Source organism: Roseomonas sp. F4 (assembly GCF_053891155.1).
The window spans coordinates 1,194,808-1,214,201 of record NZ_JBSSHK010000001.1 but is presented as its reverse complement, the minus strand read 5'-3'; the positions used below and the strand labels follow the sequence as shown (position 1 = coordinate 1,214,201).

Genomic DNA, 19,394 nt, shown 5'->3' with positions numbered 1-19,394 from the left:
GGCTGACGGGCGGCCACACCGCAATGGGGGCCGGGGGCTGGCCAGCCGCGCGCCGCTCTGGCATCTGGCCGCGATCGTATCGGAGACCCGCCGCATGTCCCGCCGCCTTGTCGTCGCCGCCGCCCAGATGGGTCCGATCCAGAAGGCCGAGGGGCGCGACGTCGCCGTGGATCGCATGGTCCGGCTGATGGAAACCGCGCATCGCCGCGGCGCCGAGGTGGTGGTCTATCCCGAGCTGGCGCTGACCACCTTCTTCCCCCGCTGGTACCATGAGGACCTGGCCGAGGCGGACCATTGGTACGAGCACGCCCTGCCGTCCAATGAGACGGCGCCGCTGTTCGATGCGGCGCGGCGGCTCGGCATGGCCTTTCACCTGGGCTACGCGGAGATGACGCCGGACGGCCACCGCTACAACACCGCCGTCTTCGTCCATCCCTCCGGCGAGATCGTGCTGAAATACCGCAAGGTGCATCTGCCCGGGCATGTCGAATACGACCCCATCCGCAAGGTGCAGCACCTGGAGAAGCGGTATTTCGAGCCGGGCGACCTGGGCTTCCCCGTGGTCCGCGCCCCGGTGGGCAGTGCCGGGCCGGTGAATATCGGCATGATGATCTGCAACGACCGCCGCTGGCCGGAATCCTGGCGCGTGCTGGGCTTGCAGCAGGTCGAGCTGGTCATGCTGGGCTACAACACCCCCAGCCTGAACATGGAAAACCGCGGCTTCGAGGCGCATCATCTGCGCGTCGCCCACAGCCATCTGTCGATCCAGGCCGGCTGCTACCAGAATGCCTGCTTCGGCGTGGGCGTGGCCAAGGCCGGCGACGAGGACGGGCATGAGCTGTTTGGCCATTCCATCATCGTCAACCCGCAGGGGGAGATCATGGCCATGGCGACCAGCTGGGGCGATGAGGTGATCGTCGCCGATTGCGACCTCGGCATGTGCGAGCTGGGCCGCAACACCATCTTCAACTTCGCCCGGCACCGCCGGCCGGAGCATTACGGCCGCATCACCGGCCAGACCGGCAGCGAGGCCCCGCCGGCCTGGACGCCCAAGGGCTGAATCACCAGGGAGGGAGCCCGTCTGGCGACTTCTCCCGCACCGCGTTAACCTGCCTTCCCTCCCCACGAGGTATCTTTCTTCATGACCGAACCCTCCGCCTATCCGATCCTCTACCGTGTCATCGCCACGACGGAGCTGCGGGAGGGGCCGGGCCCGGACCACAAGTCGATCCGCACCCTGCCGATCGACCAGGTGCTGGTGCTGGCCGGTGAGGTGGCGGAAGGCTGGCTGCCGGTGGAGGCGCCCTCCGGCCAGAAGGGCTTCGCGCCCGCCGGGCTGCTGCGCCGCCAGGTCGCCGGCGCCAAGGCGCCGACCCATGTCACCGAGACCTTCCCCTGGCGGAATGTGGAACGGGTGAACCGCGACCCGAAGATGCTGCACCCCGCCTTCCGTAACAAGGCGCTGCGCACCGTGGCCCGGCTGAACGCGGAAGGCATCCCCTTCGGCATCTATGAGGGCATGCGCGGCCCCTGGCGCCAGAACGCGCTCTACGCCTCCGGCCGCAGCCGCCCGGGACGTATCCTGACGCCGGTGCAGGCCTTCGAGAGCCTGCACCAATACGGGCTGGCCGCCGATTTCGTGCTGGCGCTGGAAGGCCGCTGGTCCTGGGACGCGGATGAGGGCCAGGCGCGGATGTGGGAAAGGCTGCATGCCGTCGGCGCGGATGAGGGCCTGATCTCCAAGCCCGGCGAGATGCCGCATCTCCAGCTCGCGGATGTGGACGTGGCGGAGCTGCGTGCCGGTCGCCTGCCGCCGAATACCGATCCGGCCTGGACCACTGCCTTCACCTGGATGGTCGATAGCTGGGACGGCAAGCCGGCCGGTCCGAAGCTGAAGAAGTAGCCAGCGCTACTCCGCCGCCTGGGCCCGCAGCCGGGCCTGGGCGGGCCGGGCGGCGATCACCGCCTGAAGGGCCAGCGCCACGGCCGACTGGCAGGGCTCGATCACCGGGATGCCGCAGGCCTCCTCCACCGCGGCGCGGTGGAAGGCCATGCCGGCGCAGCCGAGGATCACCGCCTCCGCCCCCATCTCCGCGATCCGGCGGCCGGCGGCGATCAGCGCGGCGCGCGGCGCCACCGGATCGGTCAGCACCTCCATCGGCAGGTTCAGCGGGATGTGGCCGAGCAGCCGCCCCTCCACCCCCATCGCCTGCAAGGACCGCCGCTGGCGCGGCAGGGACGGGTCACCGAAGGCGATGATGCCGAAGCGGTCCGCCCGCGCCAGGGCCGCCGCCACCGCGCTGCGCAAGGGGCCGAAGACCGGCGCGCGGGTCGCGGTGCGCACCGCATCCACGCCGGGGTCGGAGACGCAGGCAATCACATAGGCCGCGGCCGCCTCCCGCTCCACCAGCCGGCACAGCGGCTCCGCCACGCCGAACCAGTCGCGCCAGGTGACGACGGCGGGCGGGCCATCCTGAAGCTGGGTGACCTCGATCGGCGGCAGGCCCGGGGCGCGGAAGCCGTCCAGCGCGGCATCGATGCCCTGGGTGCAGCTATGGCTGCTATTGGGGTTGATCACCAGGATGCGCTCGGCCATCCGCCTGTCTCCGATTTTCCTGTCGCCAGAGCCCTGGCCATGCGGCAGGATTGCGCCCCGGCCCGCTCGGCACAAGCCCGCAGGACCCCGGTCGCGACGGGTCGCTCAAGTATGTCTTCGTCGAGAAATCCGCGAAGTAAGGCGGAAAATGCGACGAATCCCGCGCTGGCCAGGACAATGACATCCGACAGAGCGGCCTCCGGCCTGGAAGGTCCGGATAAACCCCCGAGGCGGAGGCCTGACCCACCGCAGGGGACCGCTCAGCGGGGACAACCGATAGTTGCGGCCCGCTCATTTCTCCTGTTAGCCTTCCGAAACCACCAGCATGAGGGCGCCAGGTGAACAACCAAGAAGACTTCGACGCATGAGCGCCGCCGGCCTTCTTCCAGCCTGGCGCCTGGCACCACCCTCGCGGCCCGTCGCGGGCGAACCCATCCTTGGCATCCGCGCCCTGCGCTATGAGGCGGAGGGCCGCCCCGGCGCCCTGCCCGCCATCGCCGGGCTGCGATTGCAGCCGGTCGGCATCGCCAGCGTGGCGCGCAGCTTCGACCCGGTCACCGGCCTGAGTTTCCTGCAGGAGCTGCCACCCGGCCCGCGGCGCATCCTGGTGACGGATCCCGAGCGGCGTTTCCTGCCGGCGGCCATGACCATCGACATCCCCTCCCGCTTCCCGGAACGGCCAACCCTGGGTGGTGGGGAGGCCGCGCCGCTGCCCCGCCTGACCATTCGCCTCCGCCCCTCCCCCAGCCGCGCCGTGCCGGTGGGGATGACGGCGGTGATCGGGCAGTTGCGGGATGCGCAGGGGCGCGGCATCGCGCTCGGCCGGTTGGAATGCGCCACGGTGTTGCAGGGCGAGCCGGCGCGGGTGGTGACCTGGACGGATAGCGAGGGCGGCTTTGCCCTGCTGCTGTCCGGCGAGGCCCCGCGACTCGACGCCCCACCGCCGCCACCCGTCATCCGCGCCCTGAAGGTGTCACGCCCCTCGGCCGCCCTGGCCGCGGCCTTGGCGGCTGATTTCACCGCCGGCCAGCCGGACGACCTGGACCTGATGACCGAGGCGCAGCTGGCCGCGCTGTTCACCCCCTGCGTGGTGCGCCCGCAGGCCGCGGACGGCCAGGCGGCCGATGCCGCACCCGGCCATCTGCCGATCCGCCCCGGCCGCACCATGCGTTGGGACCTGATGGTGGACTGAGCCCCATTGACGCCGGGGGAAGGTAATCGCATTCCGGATGCAACCGATCCGGAAGGGCAGACATCCATGGCGACGCTGAAGCGGCTTGCGATCCTCGACGATTTCCAGGGCGTGGCCCGGGAGATGGGCCCCTGGGACCGGCTTCCCGCCGAATTGAAGATCGAGGTCTTCCAGGATGCGGTGAAGGATCAGGACGCCCTGGTGGAGCGCCTGCTGCCCTTCGACGCCATCCTCGGCATTCGGGAACGGACCCCCTTCCCCGCCGCGCTGCTGAAGCGCCTGCCCAATCTCAAGCTGCTGATGACGACCGGTGAGCGCAACCGGGCCTTCGACGTCGCCGCCGCCAATGCGCTCGGCATCACCACCTGCGGCACCGGCAGCAGCGGCGCGCCCACCGTCGACATCACCTGGGGCCTCATCATCTCCCTGCTGCGTGACCTGCCGGCGCAGACCGCCAGCCTGCGCGCCGGCACCTGGCAGGCCAAGGGCCAGCTGAACAGCGTCGGCACGGCGGCGGAGGGGCTGACGCTGGGCGTGCTCGGCCTCGGCAAGCTCGGCTCCCGCGTCGCCAAGGTGGGTCAGGCGCTCGGCATGAAGGTGATCGCCTGGAGCCAGAACCTGACCCCGGAGGCCGCCGCTGCCGCCGGCGCCACACGGGTGGAAAAGGACGCGCTGTTCGCGCAGGCCGATGTCGTCACCCTGCACATGATCCTGTCCGACCGGTCCCGCGGCATCGTCGGCGCGAAGGAGCTGGGGCTGATGAAGCCCAGCGCCATCATCGTAAACACCAGCCGCGGCCCGCTGATCGACCAGGACGCGCTGATCGCGGCCCTGACCGAAAAGCGCATCGGCGGCGCCGGCCTCGACGTGTTCGAGGAGGAGCCGATGCCGCTGACCCATCCGTTGCTCGCCTGCCCGAACACGGTGCTGACGCCGCATCTCGGCTACGTCTCCCGCCAGAATTTCACAGCCTATTTCCAGGGTGCGGTGGAAGCGGTTGAGGCCTATCTCGCGGACAAGCCGATCCGCGTGCTGACGCCATGAGCGCGCTGCCGGCCTTCTGGGCGACGGCCAGCCAGGCGGAGCGCGACCGCGCCTACAACAATGCGGAAGCGGTGGCCGACAGCCCGGCGCTGATCACGGAGCGGGACGCCGCCGCGGCCGCCTTCCGCGCCGCGCATCCGGCGCATCTCGATTTGCTCTATGGCGAGGGCGAGCGGGAGGCCTGGGACCTGTTCCCCGGCCGCGACCCGGCGGCGCCCTGCCTGGTCTTCATCCATGGCGGCTATTGGCAGCGCAACCAGCGGGAGAACTTCTCGCACCTCGCGGAGGGCGCGTTGGCGATGGGCTGGTCGGTGGCCTTCAACGGCTACACGCTGGCGCCGGCCGCCTCGTTGACGCAGATCGCCTGGCAGATCCACCGGGCGCTGGACTGGCTTTCCGAACATGGCGCGCAGCATGGCATCGCCGGGCCGCTGGTCGTCTCCGGCTGGTCCGCCGGCGGGCATCTGACGGCCCTGGCGCTGGAACATCCGGCGGTGACGGCGGGCCTCGCCATTTCCGGCATCTTCGAACTGGCGCCGATCCGCGACACCTATCTGGACGCCGCGCTGAAGCTGACGGAGGCCGAGATCGCGGAGCTGTCGCCGATGCGCCGCCCCGTGGTGCGCAAGCCGCTGGCGGTGGCCTATGGCAGTGCGGAGCTGCCGGAGCTGGTGCGCCAGAGCCGCGATTTTCACGCGCTGCGCAGCGCGGCCCATGCGCCGGGACCGCTGGTGCCGATCCCCGGCGCGGACCATTTCCGGGTGCTGGAGGCGCTGCGGCAGCCGGGTGGGACGTTGCTGAGGTTGGCGGAGACGCTTCTGAGCTGAGGCCCGACCAGCCAGCGGCGTTGCGGCAGCGCCGCTGGCTGGGCCGGGGGCAGGCGCTCCTTCACACGGGCGCGTTATTCCCCAAAAACCGCGCCGCTCCCTCCGCCAACACCTCCACGCACTTCGCCAAATCCTCGTCCTTCGTATCCTCCGCCCAATGATGGCTGATGCCGGCAATGGAGGGGGAGAACAGCATGGCGGCGGGCATCACCTTCGCCATGTATTGCGCATCATGCCCCGCCCCGCTCGGCATGTGGCGCCAACCACCCGGGGCCAGGCTTTCGGCTGCCGCGGCCAGAGCCGCCTGCATGCCATCGTCGCACAGCGCGGGCTTGGACAGGCTGACGGGCTCCAGCGTCACGGTGCAGCGCTCGCGGCGGTTCGCTTCCTGCACGCAGGCGCGGAGGCAGGCCTCCATGCGGGCCAGCACGGGCTCCTCCACATCGCGAAACTGGAAAAGTACCTCGGCCTTGCCGGGAATGATGGAGGCCGCGCCGGGGTCGAGGCTGATGCGGCCGCAGGTCCAGGTGCTGCGGGGGCCGCAGGCCATGGGCATGCGTTCGTCCAGCATGGCCAGTAGCCGCACGGCGGTCAGGCCGGCGTCGCGGCGCTCGGCCATGGTGGTGCCGCCGGCATGGTCCTGCATGCCCTCGATGGTGATGCGCCACTGCCAGATGGCGACGATGCCCGTCACCACGCCGACCTGCTGGCCGGCCGATTCCAGCTGCGTGCCCTGCTCGATATGCAGCTCGAAAAAGCCCTTGTGCCGGCCGGGCTCCAGGCGGGTGCGGGGCAGGCCTTCCAGCCCGGCCTCGCGCAGGGCGTCGCGCAGGGTCTTGCCGTGGTAGCGGTTGGACAGGCGGTCGATCTCATCTTCGAAAAGTTCGCCGATGAAGGACCGGCTGCCGATGAAGCCACCGTAATGGCCTTCCTCATCGGCGAAGGCGATGACATCCACCGGCAGGCCGCTGCGCGCCAGCGCCACGCCGGCCATCACGCCCAGCGCCCCATCAAGCCAGCCGGCCTGGTTCTGGCTTTCGATATGGCTGCCGACCAGCAGCTTCGGCCCGGCGCCGGGATGCCGGCCGATGACATTGCCGATGCCGTCGATGCTGGGCTCCAGCCCGCATTCCGCCATGCGATCCATCAGCCAGCGGCGGCTTTCCATATCCTCCGCTGAATAGGTCGGTCGGTGCACGCCGGTCTTATAGGCTCCGATCTTCCGCAGCTCATGCAGGTCCTTCAGGAAGCGGGCGGTATCGACCTGCGGCATATCGTGCGACCTCGGGCTGTTGCCTCCGCATGGTGGAACGCGCATCCCTGCGGCGTCCAGAGACGGAAACCGCCACCATGCCCGAGATCAGCCGCTTCATGCCGCCCGCCACCGGCCGCGCCTGGCCGCCCTTCGCCATCTCGGTCCGCCATGGCGCCACGCTCTATGTGTCCGGCATCGGGCCGATGGGGCCGAATGGCGTGCCGAAGGATGACTTCGCGGCGCAATTCGCACTCGTCATCGGCCATCTGAAGCGTGCGCTGGAAGAAGGCGGCAGCAATATGCGCAGCATCCTGAAGGCGAATGTGCTGCTGACGCGGGCGGGCGACGTGGCGGAGATGAACCGCCTCTATGCCGAGGCCTTCCCCGCCGATGCCCTGCCTGCCCGCACCACCTGCGTCGTCGCCGCGCTGCCGGTTCCCGAATTCCTGCTGGAGATCGAGTGCATCGCGGCCGTCTACTAGGATTGCTTCCAGGGGCTGCTGCGCCAGATCTCGCCATAGGTCGCGCTTTCGCGCTGCACGAAGGCGGTCATGGTGGCGCGGTCCATGTAGCGCAGGATGAGGTAGTCGCGGTCGGTCAGGGCACGGAAGGCCGGGTCCTCCGCCGTGCGGCGCACCGCCTCCTCCCAGCGCTGCACGATGGGCGCGGGGGTGGCGGCCGGCAGGGCGAAGCCGCGGGCGGAACCGGCCTCCACCGCCCAGCCATTCTCCGTCGTCGTCGGCAGATCCGGCGCGCGGTCCCAGCGGTTTTCGGACATCAGCGCCAGCACCCGCAACGCGCCCTGGATATGGGCGCGCACGGTCAGGCTGACGGTGGTGATGGAACCGGCCACATGCCCGCCCTGGACCAGCTGCATCGCCTGCCCCGCGCCCGCCGTCGGCACCCAGGTGAAGCGCACGCCGGCGGCGCGTTCCAGCTGCATCAGCGCCAGATGCGGCGCGCCACCGACGCCGGCGCCAGCCATCGTCACCGTCTCCGGCGCCGCGCGCGCTGCCTCCACCAGGTCCTTGAGCGTGCGATAGGGCGAGTTGGGGCCGACGAAGATGGTGTAGGGCTCATCGGTCAGCAGCCCGACATAGGCGAAGCTGTCCACCCTGTAGCGCGGCGTGTTGTCGTAGAGCGCGGTGACCAGCGCGGGGAAGGATACCAGCGCCGCGGTGCGGCCATCCGGCGCGGCGGCGGCGACCTCGTTCAGCATGATCATGCCGCCGGCGCCGGCCTTGTTGATGACGATGACCTGCTGGCCGAGATACTTCTCGAAGAAGGGCGCGGCCATGCGCGCGGCGAGGTCGATGTTGCCGCCTGGCGCGAAGCCCACCAGCAGGTTGATGGGCCGGTCCTGCGCATGGGCGCGGCTGACGAGGGCGGGCAGCGCGAGGCTGGCGGTGAGGAGTGTGCGACGCTTGGGCAAGGATGGAACCTCCGCAAGTGGCAGGCTTCAGCTTAACATCCTGACATTGCCGTGACGCAAGGAAGAAGGTTGCGGTGCAATACGATTGCCGCGTAGCTTTTGTGCTGACGTTTCGGAGCCTGCCGCATGCTGCGATTCAGCAACTTCCTGTTTCCCGAAAGCCGCGACCCCGATCGCGATGCGGAGGCGATCCGGGAAGCGATGGACGAGGCCCTGCTCTGCGAGGAGCTGGGCTTCGAGGTGGTCTGGCTCGCCGAGCATCACTTCGATGGCAATTGCGCATACGTCGATCCGGTGACTTTCGCCGCCGCGATCCTCTCGGCCACCAAGCGCATCAAGGTGGGCTTCGCCGTGGCGCAGGTTTCGCTGCACCATCCGACCCGGCTGGCCGAACAGATGTCGCTGCTCGACAACCTGTCGCGCGGCCGCGTCATCGTCGGGCTGGGACGCGGCACCGCCTACAATGTCTACGAATACCAGGGCTATGGCATTCCGGCAGAGGAAGCGCTGGAACGCTATGAGGAGGCGGAGGGCATCATGCTCAAGGCCTGGACCAGCCCGGAGGGGATGACCCATGAGGGGAAGTTCTGGAACCTCAACATCCCACGGCTGCGCCCCACGCCCTTCACCAAACCGCATCCCTATGTTGTCCGTGCGGCATCATCGGAAGCAGGCGCGCTGCATCTCGCGCGGCGCGGTCTGCCCTTCCTGATGAACGTGCAGTCCTATGAGACGACGCGCGATCGCCTGCTGCAGTATCGCGCGACCATGGCCGAAAGCGGTTACGACGCCGCGCAGATCGAAGCCTGCCTCGCCGAGAGCTGGTGCTGGCGCAACATCTTCGTGGCGGAGACGGATGCGGAGGCGGAGCGCATCGCCGTGCCCGCCTTCATCGCCATGCAGGACCAGCGCAAGGCGCTGCGCGAGCGCATCTATCGTGAGCAGGGCATCATCATGAAAAAGGAAACGGCGCCGCCCGCGCGCGTCGATCCCTCCAAGGCGCTCATCATCGGATCGCCGGAAACGGTGGCCGCGCGGATGGCGGAGCTGGAAGCCACGGGCATCGGCGGCGTCATCGGCAGTTTCCGGCTCGGCCCGATGCCGGCGGAGGTCGCGGCGCGGTCGCTGCGGCTGTTCATGGAGAAGGTGGCGCCGCGCTTCCAGAAGGCGCCCGCCGCGCTGGCCGCGGAGTAGCCTTCAGCCCGCCTCGCGCGCGGCGCGCAGCGCGGCGAGGTCGAGCTTCGTCATGGTCAGCATCGCCTGGAACACCCGGGCGCTTCGTGCCCTGTCCTCATCGCGCAGCATGGCCAGCATCTCCCTGGGCATGATCTGCCAGGAGAAGCCGTAGCGATCCGTCAGCCAGCCGCATTCGACGGTCCGGCCATCCTCCGACAGGCGCGTCCAGAAATGGTCGATCTGCGCCTGGTCCGCGCATTCGACGACGAGGGACAGCGCCATCGTCGGCCGATGGGCGGGCCCGCCGTTCAGGCCCATGAAGCGCTGGCCGTCCAGGGTGAATTCCGACGTCAGCACCGGCCCGTCCGGCGACTGGCGCATGGTGGGGCCGACCTCGGCCGGCTTGCCGCCATCGCGGAAGGCGGCGGCGTAGAACTGCGCCGCCTCCTCCGCCTGACCGTCGAACCAGAGGCAGAGGGGCACGCCGCTCATGCGCACTTCTCCATGGCCTGCTTCGCCGCGACCATGTCCATCCACATCACCTCCCAGATATGGCCGTCCGGGTCCTGATAGCTGCGGCCATACATGAAGCCGTAATCCTGCACCGGCAGCGGGTCGGCGGCACCGCCGGCGGCGACGGCGCGGCGCAGCAGGTCATCCACCTCCGCCCGGCTCTCGGCCGACAGGCAGATCAGCACCTCGCAGGCCTTATGGGCATCGACAATGGGCTTGGTGGTGAACTGGCGGAACTTGTCATGCGTCAACAGCATGGCGTGGATGGTCTCGGAAAAGACCATGCAGGCGGCGGTGTCGTCGCTGAATTGCGGGTTCTTCGTCGCGCCGACCTTCTCGTAGAAGGCGACGGCGCGCGGCAGGTCGGTGACGGGCAGGTTGACGAAGATCATCCGTGGCATGGGCGGCCTCCCTGGAATGCCGCCAATTACTGAACCATTTGGTTTAGTCTAACAACCCCGATCAGGTCACGAGGCCGCGACTCAGGTCGTCAGACCGCCATCCACGACCACCGTCTGGCCCGTCACCATGGCGGCGCCGGCCAGCAGGAAGACGATGACCTCCGCCAGATCCTCAGGCGTGCAGCGGCGCTTCAGCAGCGCGCCCTCGATGGAGGAGCGGCGCTGTTCCTCGGTCCATTCGATCATCCAGGTGCTGTCCACCGCACCCGGCGCCACAGCATTCACCCGAACCTCCGGCGCCAGCCCGCGCGCCAGGTTTTTCGTCAATGAAATCACGCCGGCCTTTGTCGCACCGTAGGCCATGGAGGAGCCGGCCGAATTGATCCCCGCGATGGAGGCGATATTGACCATGGCCCCATTCGCAACCCGCAGCGCCGGCCCCGCCGCCTTGGCGCAGCGGAACACGCCCCGCAAATTCACCTCCAGCACCGTGTCCCAAAGCTCCTCCGTCAGCCGGTCGAATTCATGGGGCGCGATGGCGGTGGGCGTGCCCGGCGTGCCGGCATTGTTCACCAGATAGTCGAGCCGCCCGAGGTCGGCGACGGCCTGCCGCACCATCCGCTCCGCATCCGCCGCATCGCCGACATTGCCCGGCGCCGGCAGGATGCGCGCATTGGTCTCGGCCTGGAGCGCTGCGACGGAGGCCGGCCCGCGCGCATCGCCTTCCAGAAAATTCACCGCCACGTCGCAGCCGCTGCGCGCCAGCAGCGTCGCGGTGGCCAGCCCGATGCCGGAGGCGCCGCCGGTGACCAGCGCCGCCTTGCCCCGCAGATCATAGGTGATCATGCGCCCTCTCCCTTGTCCCGCCCCTGCCCTGCCAGCGTGCCGATCTGGCGCAGCGCGCGTTTCAGCGCGAGCAGCCGGCGGTCCCGATCCTCCAGCACATCCGCCGTCTCGCCGGGCCAGTCGTAGAAGCCGGCGCCGGCCATCACGCCGGTGCGGCCCTGCGCCACCATCGCATCCACCGCATCGCAATGGCCGCGCACGGGCGGCGGTTCGTACATGCGGTTCTTCAGGCTGGTCTGGGTGAAGGCGAGGCCGGTGAAATCCGCCTTGGCCAGCACGCCCAGGATCGGCAGGCGCAGCGAAATGCCCTCGATGATCGCGGTGTCGATCTCCTCCGCCGTCGCGATGCCCTCATCCAGCAGCTTCTGGACTTCCAACCCGATGGCGGATTGCACGCGGTTGGCGATGTAGCCGGGGATGAATTTGCGCATCACCACCGGGCGTTTGCCCATGGCGCGGCAGAAGTCGGCGGCGAATTGCACCACCGCCGGGTCGCAGGCGGGGCCGCCGACGATATCCACCAGATCGACCAGATAGGGCGGCGTGTACCAATGCATGATGACGGCCCGCGCCTGGCGGCGTTCCGGGATCAGCGGGAAAGGGTCGAGGTAGCTGGTATTGCTGGCGATGATCGCCGCCGGGGGCGCCAGCCGGTCGAGTTCCTGGAACAGCGCGCGCTTGGCGTCCGGCTGTTCGATGATGGCCTCCAGTATGAGGTCCGCCCCCTCCACCGCATCGGCCAGCACGGGAAGGCGGGTGACGGCGTGGTGCAGCCAGTCGGCATCCGCCTCCCGCGGCGCCTCGCCGGCCACCACCAGCGTCTCCAGCGCCGTCTCCATCAGGCCGCCGGACTTGTCGAGGGTGGTCATGCTGCTGTCGGTCAGCCGCACCTCATGCCCACCCAGCGCGAAGACCAGGGCCAGCGCATGCCCCATGGTGCCCGCGCCGATGACCGCGACCTTGATGCCCATTTGCGTCCCATCCCTGTCCGAGCCGTCGAAACTGGCCTGTGCGGCGGCGGCGGGCAAGACGCGCGGCGGTCAACTGCCGCGATAGGTGGCGTAGGACCAGGGCGTGCAGAGCAGCGGCACATGGTAGTGCCCCTGCCCGGCGCGCAGCGTCACGGCGATCGGCACGACGTCGAGAAAGCCCTCGCCGCCGAAATGGGCGCCGATATGAAAGCGCAGCTCGTAGCGCCCGGCGACGAAGGTCTCGGGGCTGAGCAGTGGCGCGTCGGTGCGGCCATCGGCATTGGTCACCGCCTCCGCCACCTTCACCGGGCCATTCGCCTCGATCCGGAACAGCTCCACCGTCACGCCCTGGGCGGGGCGGCCGGTGGCGGTGTCCAGGATATGGGTGGTGAGCGCGGAGGCCTTCATTCGCGGGGCGCCCCGGCGGCGACCCAGGCGATCAGCTTCGCCCGTTCCTCCGCCGTGATCTCGGTCAGGTTGCCGGGCGGCATGGCCTCCGTCGCCACCTGCTGGCGGATGGATTGCGCCCAGCGGCGGATCTGCCCCGGCTCATCCAGCCGCACGCCCTTCGGTGCCTCCGCAAAGCCTTCCTGGCTGGGGCGGGCGGCGTGGCAGGTGGCGCAGCGGGCGGCGGTGATGGCCTGGACCTCGGCGAAGGCGGGCGCCTCCGCGCCCGGCGGCTGGCGCGCCGGCATCAGGGCGAAGGCCATCAGCCCGATCACCGCCACGGACGCGATGGGCAGCGCCACCGGGTTACGGCCGAATTGCCGCAGCACGAAGAACTGCCGCACCAGGGCGCCGGCGAGCGTGATGGCCAGCAGCACCACCCAGTTCCACTGGGCGCCCCAGGTCATCGGGTAGTGCGGGCTGATCATCAGGAACAGCACCGGCAGGGTCAGATAGGTGTTGTGGACACTGCGCTGCTTGCCCCAGCGGCCGTATTTCGCGTCCGGCACCTGCCCCGCCTGCATGGCCGCGACCATCTTCCGCTGGCCCGGGATGATGACCATGGCGACGTTCGCCACCATGATCGTGCCGGTCATGGCGCCGATCTGCAGAAAGGCGCCGCGACCGGAAAAGACGTGGCAGGCGACGAAGGCGGAGATCACCAGCAGCCCGACGCCGAAGGCCGAGAGCAGCGCCTCCCGCTCCCCCCATTTGGACCGGCAGGCGAGGTCATAGACCACCCAGCCCGCGACCAGCATGGCCGCCGAGATCGCCACCGCCACGCCGGGCGACAAATCCATCACCGCCGGATCGATCAGATAGGTGCTGGCCTGGCCCCAATAGATCAGCATGAACAGCGAGAAACCGGACAGCCAGGTCCAATAGGCCTCCCATTTGAACCAGTGCAGCCGCTCCGGCAGGCTGGCCGGGGCGTTCAGGTATTTCTGCTTGTGGTAGAAGCCGCCGCCATGGATCGACCACTGCTCGCCCTTCACCAGCGGGTTGCCATCGCGCGGCGGGTCCAGCTGGTTGTCCAGGCCGATGAAATAGAAGCTGGTGCCGATCCAGGCGATGCCGGTGATCAGATGCAGCCAGCGGATCAGCAGATTCGCCCATTCGGCGAGGTAGGCGAGGTCCATATCTCCGCTAATCCCCTGGCGCGAGCCGGGCCCCGGAACGGTCCGGCGCCCCGATAATCGTGAAGCAACTTTCGCGCCAGCCACGCCCCGCCGCAAGCGCCGCCTCTGCGCAGCACCCGCCATCCGTGCTAGGAGGCGGCCGGGCCAATCCTGGCCAAGAGACGGGAGATACGACGCGCGATGGATGGCACCAGCCTGTTGATGCTTGGCATCATCCTGGCCCTGCTCTGCGCATCCGCGCTGTTCTCCGGGACCGAAACCGCCTTCACCGCCGCCAGCCGCGCCTTCATCACCCGCCGCGCCAAGGAAGGCGACCGCCGCGCCACCACGCTCGGCCGGCTGAGCGAGCGCAAGGACCGCGTGGTGGCCGCCATCCTGGTCGGCAACAACCTGGTCAATACCACCGCCACGGCGCTGGCCTCGGCCTTGCTGATCTCCTGGTTCGGGGAGGAAGGCATCGCCTATGCCTCACTGGGCATGACGGCCGTGCTGGTGGTGTTCTCCGAGGTGCTGCCCAAGACCCTCGCCCTGCGCAGCCCGGATACCGGGGCGCTGCGCATGGTGCCGGTGCTCTCCGGCACCATGCGCGTGCTGGGACCGATCGCCGACGTGGTGAACCTGATGGTCCGCTTCACGCTCCGCATCTTCGGCGGCCGCGCGCCGGAAGCCGAGAAGCCCGGCATCACGGAAGACGAGCTGCTGGGCGCGATCGACCTGCATGGGATGGGCCATCAGGGCTCCGCCGACCTGGCCGCGCGCCAGGAACGCAGCATGCTGCGCGGCGTGCTGGCACTGGACGACATGGTGATGCGCGACGTGATGACGCATCGCTCCCGCGTCACCAGCCTGAACGCGGCGGAACCGCCGGAACAGCTCCTGGCCAAGGTGCTGGCCTCCACCCATAGCCGCTTTCCGCTGCTCGGCCCGGGGGAGGAAATCCTGGGCGTGGTGCATGCGCGGGACGTGCTGCACGCGCTGCACGCGGCGGGCGACGATCCGACGAAGATGGACCTGCGCGCCGTCGCCCATCCCCCGACGCTGGTCATCGAAAGCCGGCCGCTGCGGGAACAGCTTCAGGACTTCCGCAAGGCGCCGATCAAGCTGGCGATGGTGCTCGATGAATACGGCTCGCTGAAGGGCATCGTGACGCTGGAGGACATCATGGAAGTCGTGGTCGGCCAGATCGCCGAGCGCGGCGAGGCCATCCTCGGCGATCTGGCGCAGGAAGGTCAGGTGGAGGTGCGCGGCGATGTCCGCGTGCGCGACATCAACCGCGAGCTGGGCTGGGAACTGCCGGAGGATGAGGCGGCGACCATCGGCGGCCTGGCGGTGGCACGCCATCGCGGCATTCCGAAAGTCGGCGCCGAGATCGAGGTCGCGGGCTACAGCATGCGGGTGATGGAACGCCGCGGCCTGCGCATCGACCGCCTGGCGGTCCGCCCGCCGGAGCCCACGGTGCTGCATTGAGGCCCGGGCTTCCGCGCCGGCACCGCCCCGCCTAACCTGTCCGGACATTTCCGGGAATGCGCTCCATGGCCGATCCGCAGGTTCTTGTCGCCGGCGCCGGCCCCGCCGGGCTGACGGCGGCGCTGATGCTGGCCCGCGCCGGCATCGCGGTCCGCGTGCTGGAACGCCATACGGAGCCCTTCGAGGACCCGCGCGCCGCCACCATCCATCCCCCGACCATGGAGATGTTTTCCGAATCGGGCGTCACAGCCGACCTGTTGGCGGAAGGCATCCGCGCGCCGGTCTGGCAGTTCCGGGGCCGGGAGGAAGGAGTGGTCGCGGAGTTCGACCTGTCGATCCTGGCCGACGTCACGCCCTTCCCCTTCCGGCTGCAATGCGAACAGCACAAGCTGTGCCGCATCCTGCTACGGCATCTGGCGGCCTTCCCGCATGCCGAAGTGCTCTGGGGCGTCACCGTCGTCGATGCGGCGCAGGATGCCGATGGCGTCACCGTGACGACGGCGGATGGCGGCATTCACCGCGCGGCCTATCTGCTCGGCGCCGATGGCGGCCGCAGCGTGGTGCGGAAAAGCCAGGGCATCGCCTTCGACGGCTTCACCTATCCCGAGCGCTTCCTGGTGGTGACAACGCCGCGCGACATGGCGGCCAAGGGCTATGCCATCTCCTCCTACGTCTCGGACCCCGTCACCTGGTGCGCGCTGTTCAAGGTGCCGGGCAAGGCGCCGCCCGGCCTCTGGCGGATCGTCTTCCCGACCGACCCGGAGGCGCCGGAGGCCGCTTTGCTGGACCACGAGGCGGCGACCGCGCGCCTCGCCGCGCTCATCCCCGACCCGGATGGCTATGAGGTGGTGCACACCAACCTCTACGCCGTGCACCAGCGCGTTGCCGCCAACTTCCGCAAGGGCCGTGTGCTGCTGGCCGGCGACGCGGCGCATGTGAACAACCCCTTGGGCGGCATGGGCATGAATTTCGGCGTGCATGACGCCATCCTCGCCGCGGAACGGATCGCCGCCGTGCTGGCGGGGGGCGATGACGATCTTCTGAACCGCTACGACCGCCAGCGCCGCCAGGTGGCAGAGGCCTTCCTGCAAGCCATGACCATCGCCAACAAGAAGACGCTGGAGGAAAAGGACCCCGCCGCGCGGACCGCGCGACTGGCGGAATTGCGCGCCACAGCCGCCGATCCGGCCAAGGCACGGGCGCATCTGCTGAAGACCAGCATGATCGAGGGCGTGCGCGCCGCCGCCGCCATTGCCTGAGGTCCGGTGAAACAGGCGCGAAACCGGATGCCATAGCCGGTATTGGACCGCCGCCCCGCTTCCTGGATAGGTTGAGGCCAACCAGAGTCCGGGAGCCCACCATGCGCCACCGCCTTGCCACCCTCGCTTTGACCGGCGCCTTCACCGGCGCCATCGCCCTGCTCGGTGTCGGCGCGATGGCCCAGGTGGAGGCGGAGCGGCAGCTCGACGCCGCGCTGGAACGGCTGCGTCTTGCCTTCGGCGCCGATGCCCAGCTCGCCGTCGGGATGCGCCAGGTGGACCCCGTGACGGGCCGCGCCCGGCTCGGCGACCTGACCATCACCTCGCCCCGCGAACGCCTCTCCGTCACCGAACTGCTGGTGCAGGAGGTGACGGAAACCCGCCTTGGCCGGGCGGAGGCACGCTCCCTGGTGCTGCTGACCAATATCGGCACCGACGAGGACCGCTTCGAGCTGGCCCGCCTCGTCCTCGGCGGCATGGCCCTGCCCGCCCCCGGCACCGGCTTCACGCTGGAAACCTTCGCGCTGGGCACGCTGGAGCTGGAAGCGCTGCGGGGCAGCGGCAAAGGCGGCAACCTGTCGGTCGGCCGCGCCTCGGCCGAAGGCTACGGCCCGGGCGTGCTCGGCGCCGCGACGCTGGAAGGGGTGGATTTCCGCGATGACGGCAAGGCCGGCACCAGCTTCCGCCTGGGCCGCGTCGCCGTGCAGTCCATGGTGCTGCCGCCGCTGGATGGCTCCACGCCCGATCCGCGCCTGTTCTCCGTGCAGAACCTGACGCTGGAAGGCGCCACGCTGCGCGATCCGGAAAAGCAGGTGGACCTGGCCGTGGGCCGCTTCGCGGTGCGGGACTGGGTGCCCGGCCGCACCACGGATGTGGCGCTGGAAGGCGTGCGGCTGGCCACGCCCTTCGGCCAGCTCGGCGCCGGCGACCTGCGCATCGGCCGCGTCGCCGCCCAGGGCATCGACATCGCCACCACAATCGCCGCGGTGATGGACAACAAGCAGGTGCCGGACCCGGTGCCCGGCACGCCGCAAAGCATCGTGATGGAGGGTGTGGCGGCGGAGGCCGGGGGCCGGCCGATGTTCAGCCTCGGGCGGCTGCTGGTCGAGGCCTCCATGGACACGTCCGGGCTGGGCAGCAGCAACATGGCGCTTGAAGGGCTGCGCATCTCCCTGCCCCCCGGCGCCTCCCCCTGGCTGGATCAGGCCGGCTATCGCGACCTGTCCGGCGGGATGGAGCTGCGCGGCACGGTGCGGCGGGAGGATGGGGCGGTCGACGTCGATCCCTTCCGCATCGCCTGGGACCAGGCCATCACCACCACCCTCCGCGCCGATCTGATCGGCATGCCGCTGCCCCGGCCGGGCGAGGCGCGCGACAATGACGCCTATATGGCGCAGCTCATGCAGGCGCGGCTGCGCGGCATGTCCCTGACCCTGCGCGACCAGGGGCTGCTTGGCCGGGCCATCGCTCAGCAGGCGCGGCAGCAGCGCATTCCGGAGGAGCGGCTGCGCGAACAGATGGCCCAGGCGGCCCTCGCCATGCCGATCCCCGGCGCGCCGCCGCCCGGCCGCCCGGCCGCCCCCGCCCCGGCCCGCAAGAGCGCCCCGGCCGCCGCCCCCGCCGCGCCGGCCGCTGATCCCTTCCTGCCGGTGCGCCAGGCGATCGCCAGCTTCATCCGCCAGCCGGGCGAGCTGGAATTCACCCTGCGCCCGGCGCAGCCGATCAGCCTCGGCGAATTGCAGTCGCTGACCGATGGCGGCCCGGCCGAGACCGCCCGGCGGCTCGGCCTGACCGCGGTGGCGCGCTGAAACCTGCGTCAGCGCATCGCCTTCTGAGCGCTACTGGAAGCGGATTCCGGCGCTCCGCACCACATCCTCCCAGCGCGCCACATCGGCGCGCAGCCGGGCGGCGAAGGGCTCCGGCCCCTCGCCCAGCGGATCGGCGCCGATCTGCGCCATGCGGGCCTGCACCGCGGGGCGCTGCAAAGCGGCCGCGACGATGCCATGGATGCGCGCCACCAGCGCCTGCGGCATTCCCTTCGGCCCCATCAGCCCGTTCCAGGTGATGGTCTCGAAATCCGGCACCACCTCCGCGATCGCCGGCACATCGGGAAGGGCGGCGGCGCGGCTGGTGCTGGAGACGCCGAACAGCCGCACCGCCGGGTTCTGGGCATGGGGCACCGCCTCCGACAGATTGGCGAACATCACCGGCGCATTGCCGGCGATCAGGTCCGCCAAAGCGGGCGCGCCGCCGCGATAGGGCACATGTTCCGCCTGGATGCCGAGGCGTTGCAGCAGCAGTGCCATGGACAGGTGCTGAAAACTGCCGACGCCGCCGGAGGCATAGGGGAAGTTGCCCGACCGCGCCCGCATCCAGGCGATCAGCCCGGGCAGGTCCGTGGCCTCCACGCTGCGATGGGCCATCAGCACGAAGGGATTGGTGCCGAGGTTCACGATCGGCGTCACATCCGCCACGGGGTCGAAGCGCGGCGCCTGCGTCCCTGAGATGGGGGCCATGGCGACAGGCGCCACCGCCAGCACGGCCACCGCCACCATCATCAGCGTATGGCCATCGGCCGGGGCACGCACCATCGCCTCCGCCGCGATCAGCCCACCGGCGCCGGTGCGATTCTCCACCACGAAGCTGCCGCCGGGGATCTCGGCCTGCAACATCTCCGCCGTCAGCCGCGCCAGCCCGTCCGTGTTCCCGCCCGGCGCGAAGGGCACCAGGATGCGCACCGGCCGGTCCGGCCAGGCGGGCTGGGCGCGCAGCGCGGCAGGGGCGGCGAGCAGCGGCAGGGTGGCCAGCAGATGGCGGCGCAGCATGGCG

Annotated in this window: 20 protein-coding genes; 10 read left to right on the top strand and 10 right to left on the bottom strand. The window is 69.9% G+C overall.

The annotated features are described in order from the left end of the window. Window positions 1-94: 94 nt before the first annotated feature. A complete protein-coding gene (locus ACVFYP_RS05905) occupies window positions 95-1,060 on the top strand; it encodes an N-carbamoyl-D-amino-acid hydrolase (protein ID WP_499199191.1) in 966 nt (321 codons plus the stop codon). A gap of 81 nt (window positions 1,061-1,141) precedes the next feature. Continuing rightward, window positions 1,142-1,903, top strand: a complete 762-nt coding sequence (locus ACVFYP_RS05900; protein ID WP_499199190.1) for a hypothetical protein — start codon at window positions 1,142-1,144, stop codon at window positions 1,901-1,903. A 6-nt stretch (window positions 1,904-1,909) separates the two neighbouring features. On the opposite strand, the gene ACVFYP_RS05895 is transcribed toward ACVFYP_RS05900, so the two are convergent. Next, window positions 1,910-2,596 carry an aspartate/glutamate racemase family protein gene (locus ACVFYP_RS05895; protein ID WP_499199189.1) on the bottom strand — a complete coding sequence of 229 codons (687 nt, stop codon included), beginning with the start codon at window positions 2,594-2,596 and terminating at the stop codon, window positions 1,910-1,912. A gap of 364 nt (window positions 2,597-2,960) precedes the next feature. Between ACVFYP_RS05895 and ACVFYP_RS05890 the strand changes: the two genes are divergently transcribed. From ACVFYP_RS05890 to ACVFYP_RS05880, 3 genes are all read left to right on the top strand, one after another. Continuing rightward, a complete protein-coding gene (locus ACVFYP_RS05890) occupies window positions 2,961-3,788 on the top strand; it encodes a hypothetical protein (RefSeq protein ID WP_499199188.1) in 828 nt (275 codons plus the stop codon). Window positions 3,789-3,854: 66 nt separating this feature from the next. Continuing rightward, a complete protein-coding gene (locus ACVFYP_RS05885; protein WP_499199187.1) occupies window positions 3,855-4,832 on the top strand; it encodes a D-2-hydroxyacid dehydrogenase family protein in 978 nt (325 codons plus the stop codon). After that, window positions 4,829-5,659 carry an alpha/beta hydrolase gene (locus ACVFYP_RS05880; RefSeq protein ID WP_499199186.1) on the top strand — a complete coding sequence of 277 codons (831 nt, stop codon included), beginning with the start codon at window positions 4,829-4,831 and terminating at the stop codon, window positions 5,657-5,659. Before ACVFYP_RS05885 ends, ACVFYP_RS05880 begins: the two co-directional genes overlap by 4 nt. 61 nt (window positions 5,660-5,720) lie before the next feature. Here the strand turns inward: ACVFYP_RS05880 and ACVFYP_RS05875 are convergent, their stop codons facing one another. Beyond that, window positions 5,721-6,932 (bottom strand): Zn-dependent hydrolase, encoded by a 1,212-nt coding sequence (locus ACVFYP_RS05875; protein ID WP_499199185.1) that lies wholly within the window; start codon window positions 6,930-6,932, stop codon window positions 5,721-5,723. 77 nt (window positions 6,933-7,009) lie between these two features. Here ACVFYP_RS05875 and ACVFYP_RS05870 point away from each other — a divergent pair, with 77 nt between their 5' ends. Then, window positions 7,010-7,396 (top strand): RidA family protein, encoded by a 387-nt coding sequence (locus ACVFYP_RS05870; protein WP_499199184.1) that lies wholly within the window; start codon window positions 7,010-7,012, stop codon window positions 7,394-7,396. Here ACVFYP_RS05870 and ACVFYP_RS05865 read toward each other — a convergent pair. Further along, window positions 7,393-8,346, bottom strand: coding sequence for a tripartite tricarboxylate transporter substrate binding protein (locus tag ACVFYP_RS05865; RefSeq protein ID WP_499199183.1), 954 nt, complete (start codon window positions 8,344-8,346; stop codon window positions 7,393-7,395). The two genes, ACVFYP_RS05870 and ACVFYP_RS05865, sit on opposite strands and share 4 nt — an antisense overlap. 126 nt (window positions 8,347-8,472) lie before the next feature. Between ACVFYP_RS05865 and ACVFYP_RS05860 the strand changes: the two genes are divergently transcribed. Then, complete coding sequence (locus tag ACVFYP_RS05860) at window positions 8,473-9,540, top strand: LLM class flavin-dependent oxidoreductase (RefSeq protein WP_499199182.1); 1,068 nt, start codon at window positions 8,473-8,475, stop codon at window positions 9,538-9,540. 3 nt (window positions 9,541-9,543) lie between these two features. Here ACVFYP_RS05860 and ACVFYP_RS05855 read toward each other — a convergent pair whose 3' ends face one another. The 6 genes from ACVFYP_RS05855 to ACVFYP_RS05830 all read right to left on the bottom strand — a co-directional run bounded on the left by ACVFYP_RS05855 (window position 9,544) and on the right by ACVFYP_RS05830 (window position 13,839). Beyond that, window positions 9,544-10,014, bottom strand: a complete 471-nt coding sequence (locus ACVFYP_RS05855) for a VOC family protein (RefSeq protein ID WP_499199181.1) — start codon at window positions 10,012-10,014, stop codon at window positions 9,544-9,546. After that, window positions 10,011-10,436, bottom strand: coding sequence for a VOC family protein (locus tag ACVFYP_RS05850; protein WP_499199180.1), 426 nt, complete (start codon window positions 10,434-10,436; stop codon window positions 10,011-10,013). Before ACVFYP_RS05850 ends, ACVFYP_RS05855 begins: the two co-directional genes overlap by 4 nt. Before the next feature lie 81 nt (window positions 10,437-10,517). Next, the gene (locus ACVFYP_RS05845; protein WP_499199179.1) at window positions 10,518-11,282 is read right to left on the bottom strand and encodes an SDR family NAD(P)-dependent oxidoreductase; all 765 of its coding nucleotides are present in this window, start codon (window positions 11,280-11,282) and stop codon (window positions 10,518-10,520) included. Further along, window positions 11,279-12,253 (bottom strand): 3-hydroxyacyl-CoA dehydrogenase family protein, encoded by a 975-nt coding sequence (locus tag ACVFYP_RS05840; protein ID WP_499199178.1) that lies wholly within the window; start codon window positions 12,251-12,253, stop codon window positions 11,279-11,281. The genes ACVFYP_RS05845 and ACVFYP_RS05840 overlap by 4 nt, the downstream gene beginning before the upstream one ends. Before the next feature lie 69 nt (window positions 12,254-12,322). Then, window positions 12,323-12,661 carry a hydroxyisourate hydrolase gene (gene uraH / locus ACVFYP_RS05835; protein ID WP_499199177.1) on the bottom strand — a complete coding sequence of 113 codons (339 nt, stop codon included), beginning with the start codon at window positions 12,659-12,661 and terminating at the stop codon, window positions 12,323-12,325. After that, window positions 12,658-13,839 carry a urate hydroxylase PuuD gene (locus ACVFYP_RS05830; RefSeq protein WP_499199176.1) on the bottom strand — a complete coding sequence of 394 codons (1,182 nt, stop codon included), beginning with the start codon at window positions 13,837-13,839 and terminating at the stop codon, window positions 12,658-12,660. The genes uraH and ACVFYP_RS05830 overlap by 4 nt, the downstream gene beginning before the upstream one ends. Before the next feature lie 180 nt (window positions 13,840-14,019). Between ACVFYP_RS05830 and ACVFYP_RS05825 the strand changes: the two genes are divergently transcribed. The 3 genes from ACVFYP_RS05825 (at window position 14,020) to ACVFYP_RS05815 (ending at window position 18,373) form a co-directional block, all read left to right on the top strand. After that, a complete protein-coding gene (locus ACVFYP_RS05825) occupies window positions 14,020-15,306 on the top strand; it encodes an HlyC/CorC family transporter (RefSeq protein ID WP_499199175.1) in 1,287 nt (428 codons plus the stop codon). A 65-nt stretch (window positions 15,307-15,371) separates the two neighbouring features. Continuing rightward, the gene (locus ACVFYP_RS05820) at window positions 15,372-16,565 is read left to right on the top strand and encodes an FAD-dependent oxidoreductase (RefSeq protein ID WP_499199174.1); all 1,194 of its coding nucleotides are present in this window, start codon (window positions 15,372-15,374) and stop codon (window positions 16,563-16,565) included. A gap of 101 nt (window positions 16,566-16,666) precedes the next feature. Beyond that, window positions 16,667-18,373: an aq_1923 C-terminal domain gene (locus ACVFYP_RS05815; protein ID WP_499199173.1), complete on the top strand. Its 1,707-nt coding sequence runs from the start codon at window positions 16,667-16,669 to the stop codon at window positions 18,371-18,373. A gap of 30 nt (window positions 18,374-18,403) precedes the next feature. On the opposite strand, the gene ACVFYP_RS05810 is transcribed toward ACVFYP_RS05815, so the two are convergent. After that, window positions 18,404-19,390, bottom strand: a complete 987-nt coding sequence (locus ACVFYP_RS05810; protein WP_499199172.1) for a Bug family tripartite tricarboxylate transporter substrate binding protein — start codon at window positions 19,388-19,390, stop codon at window positions 18,404-18,406. Window positions 19,391-19,394 lie beyond the last annotated feature (4 nt).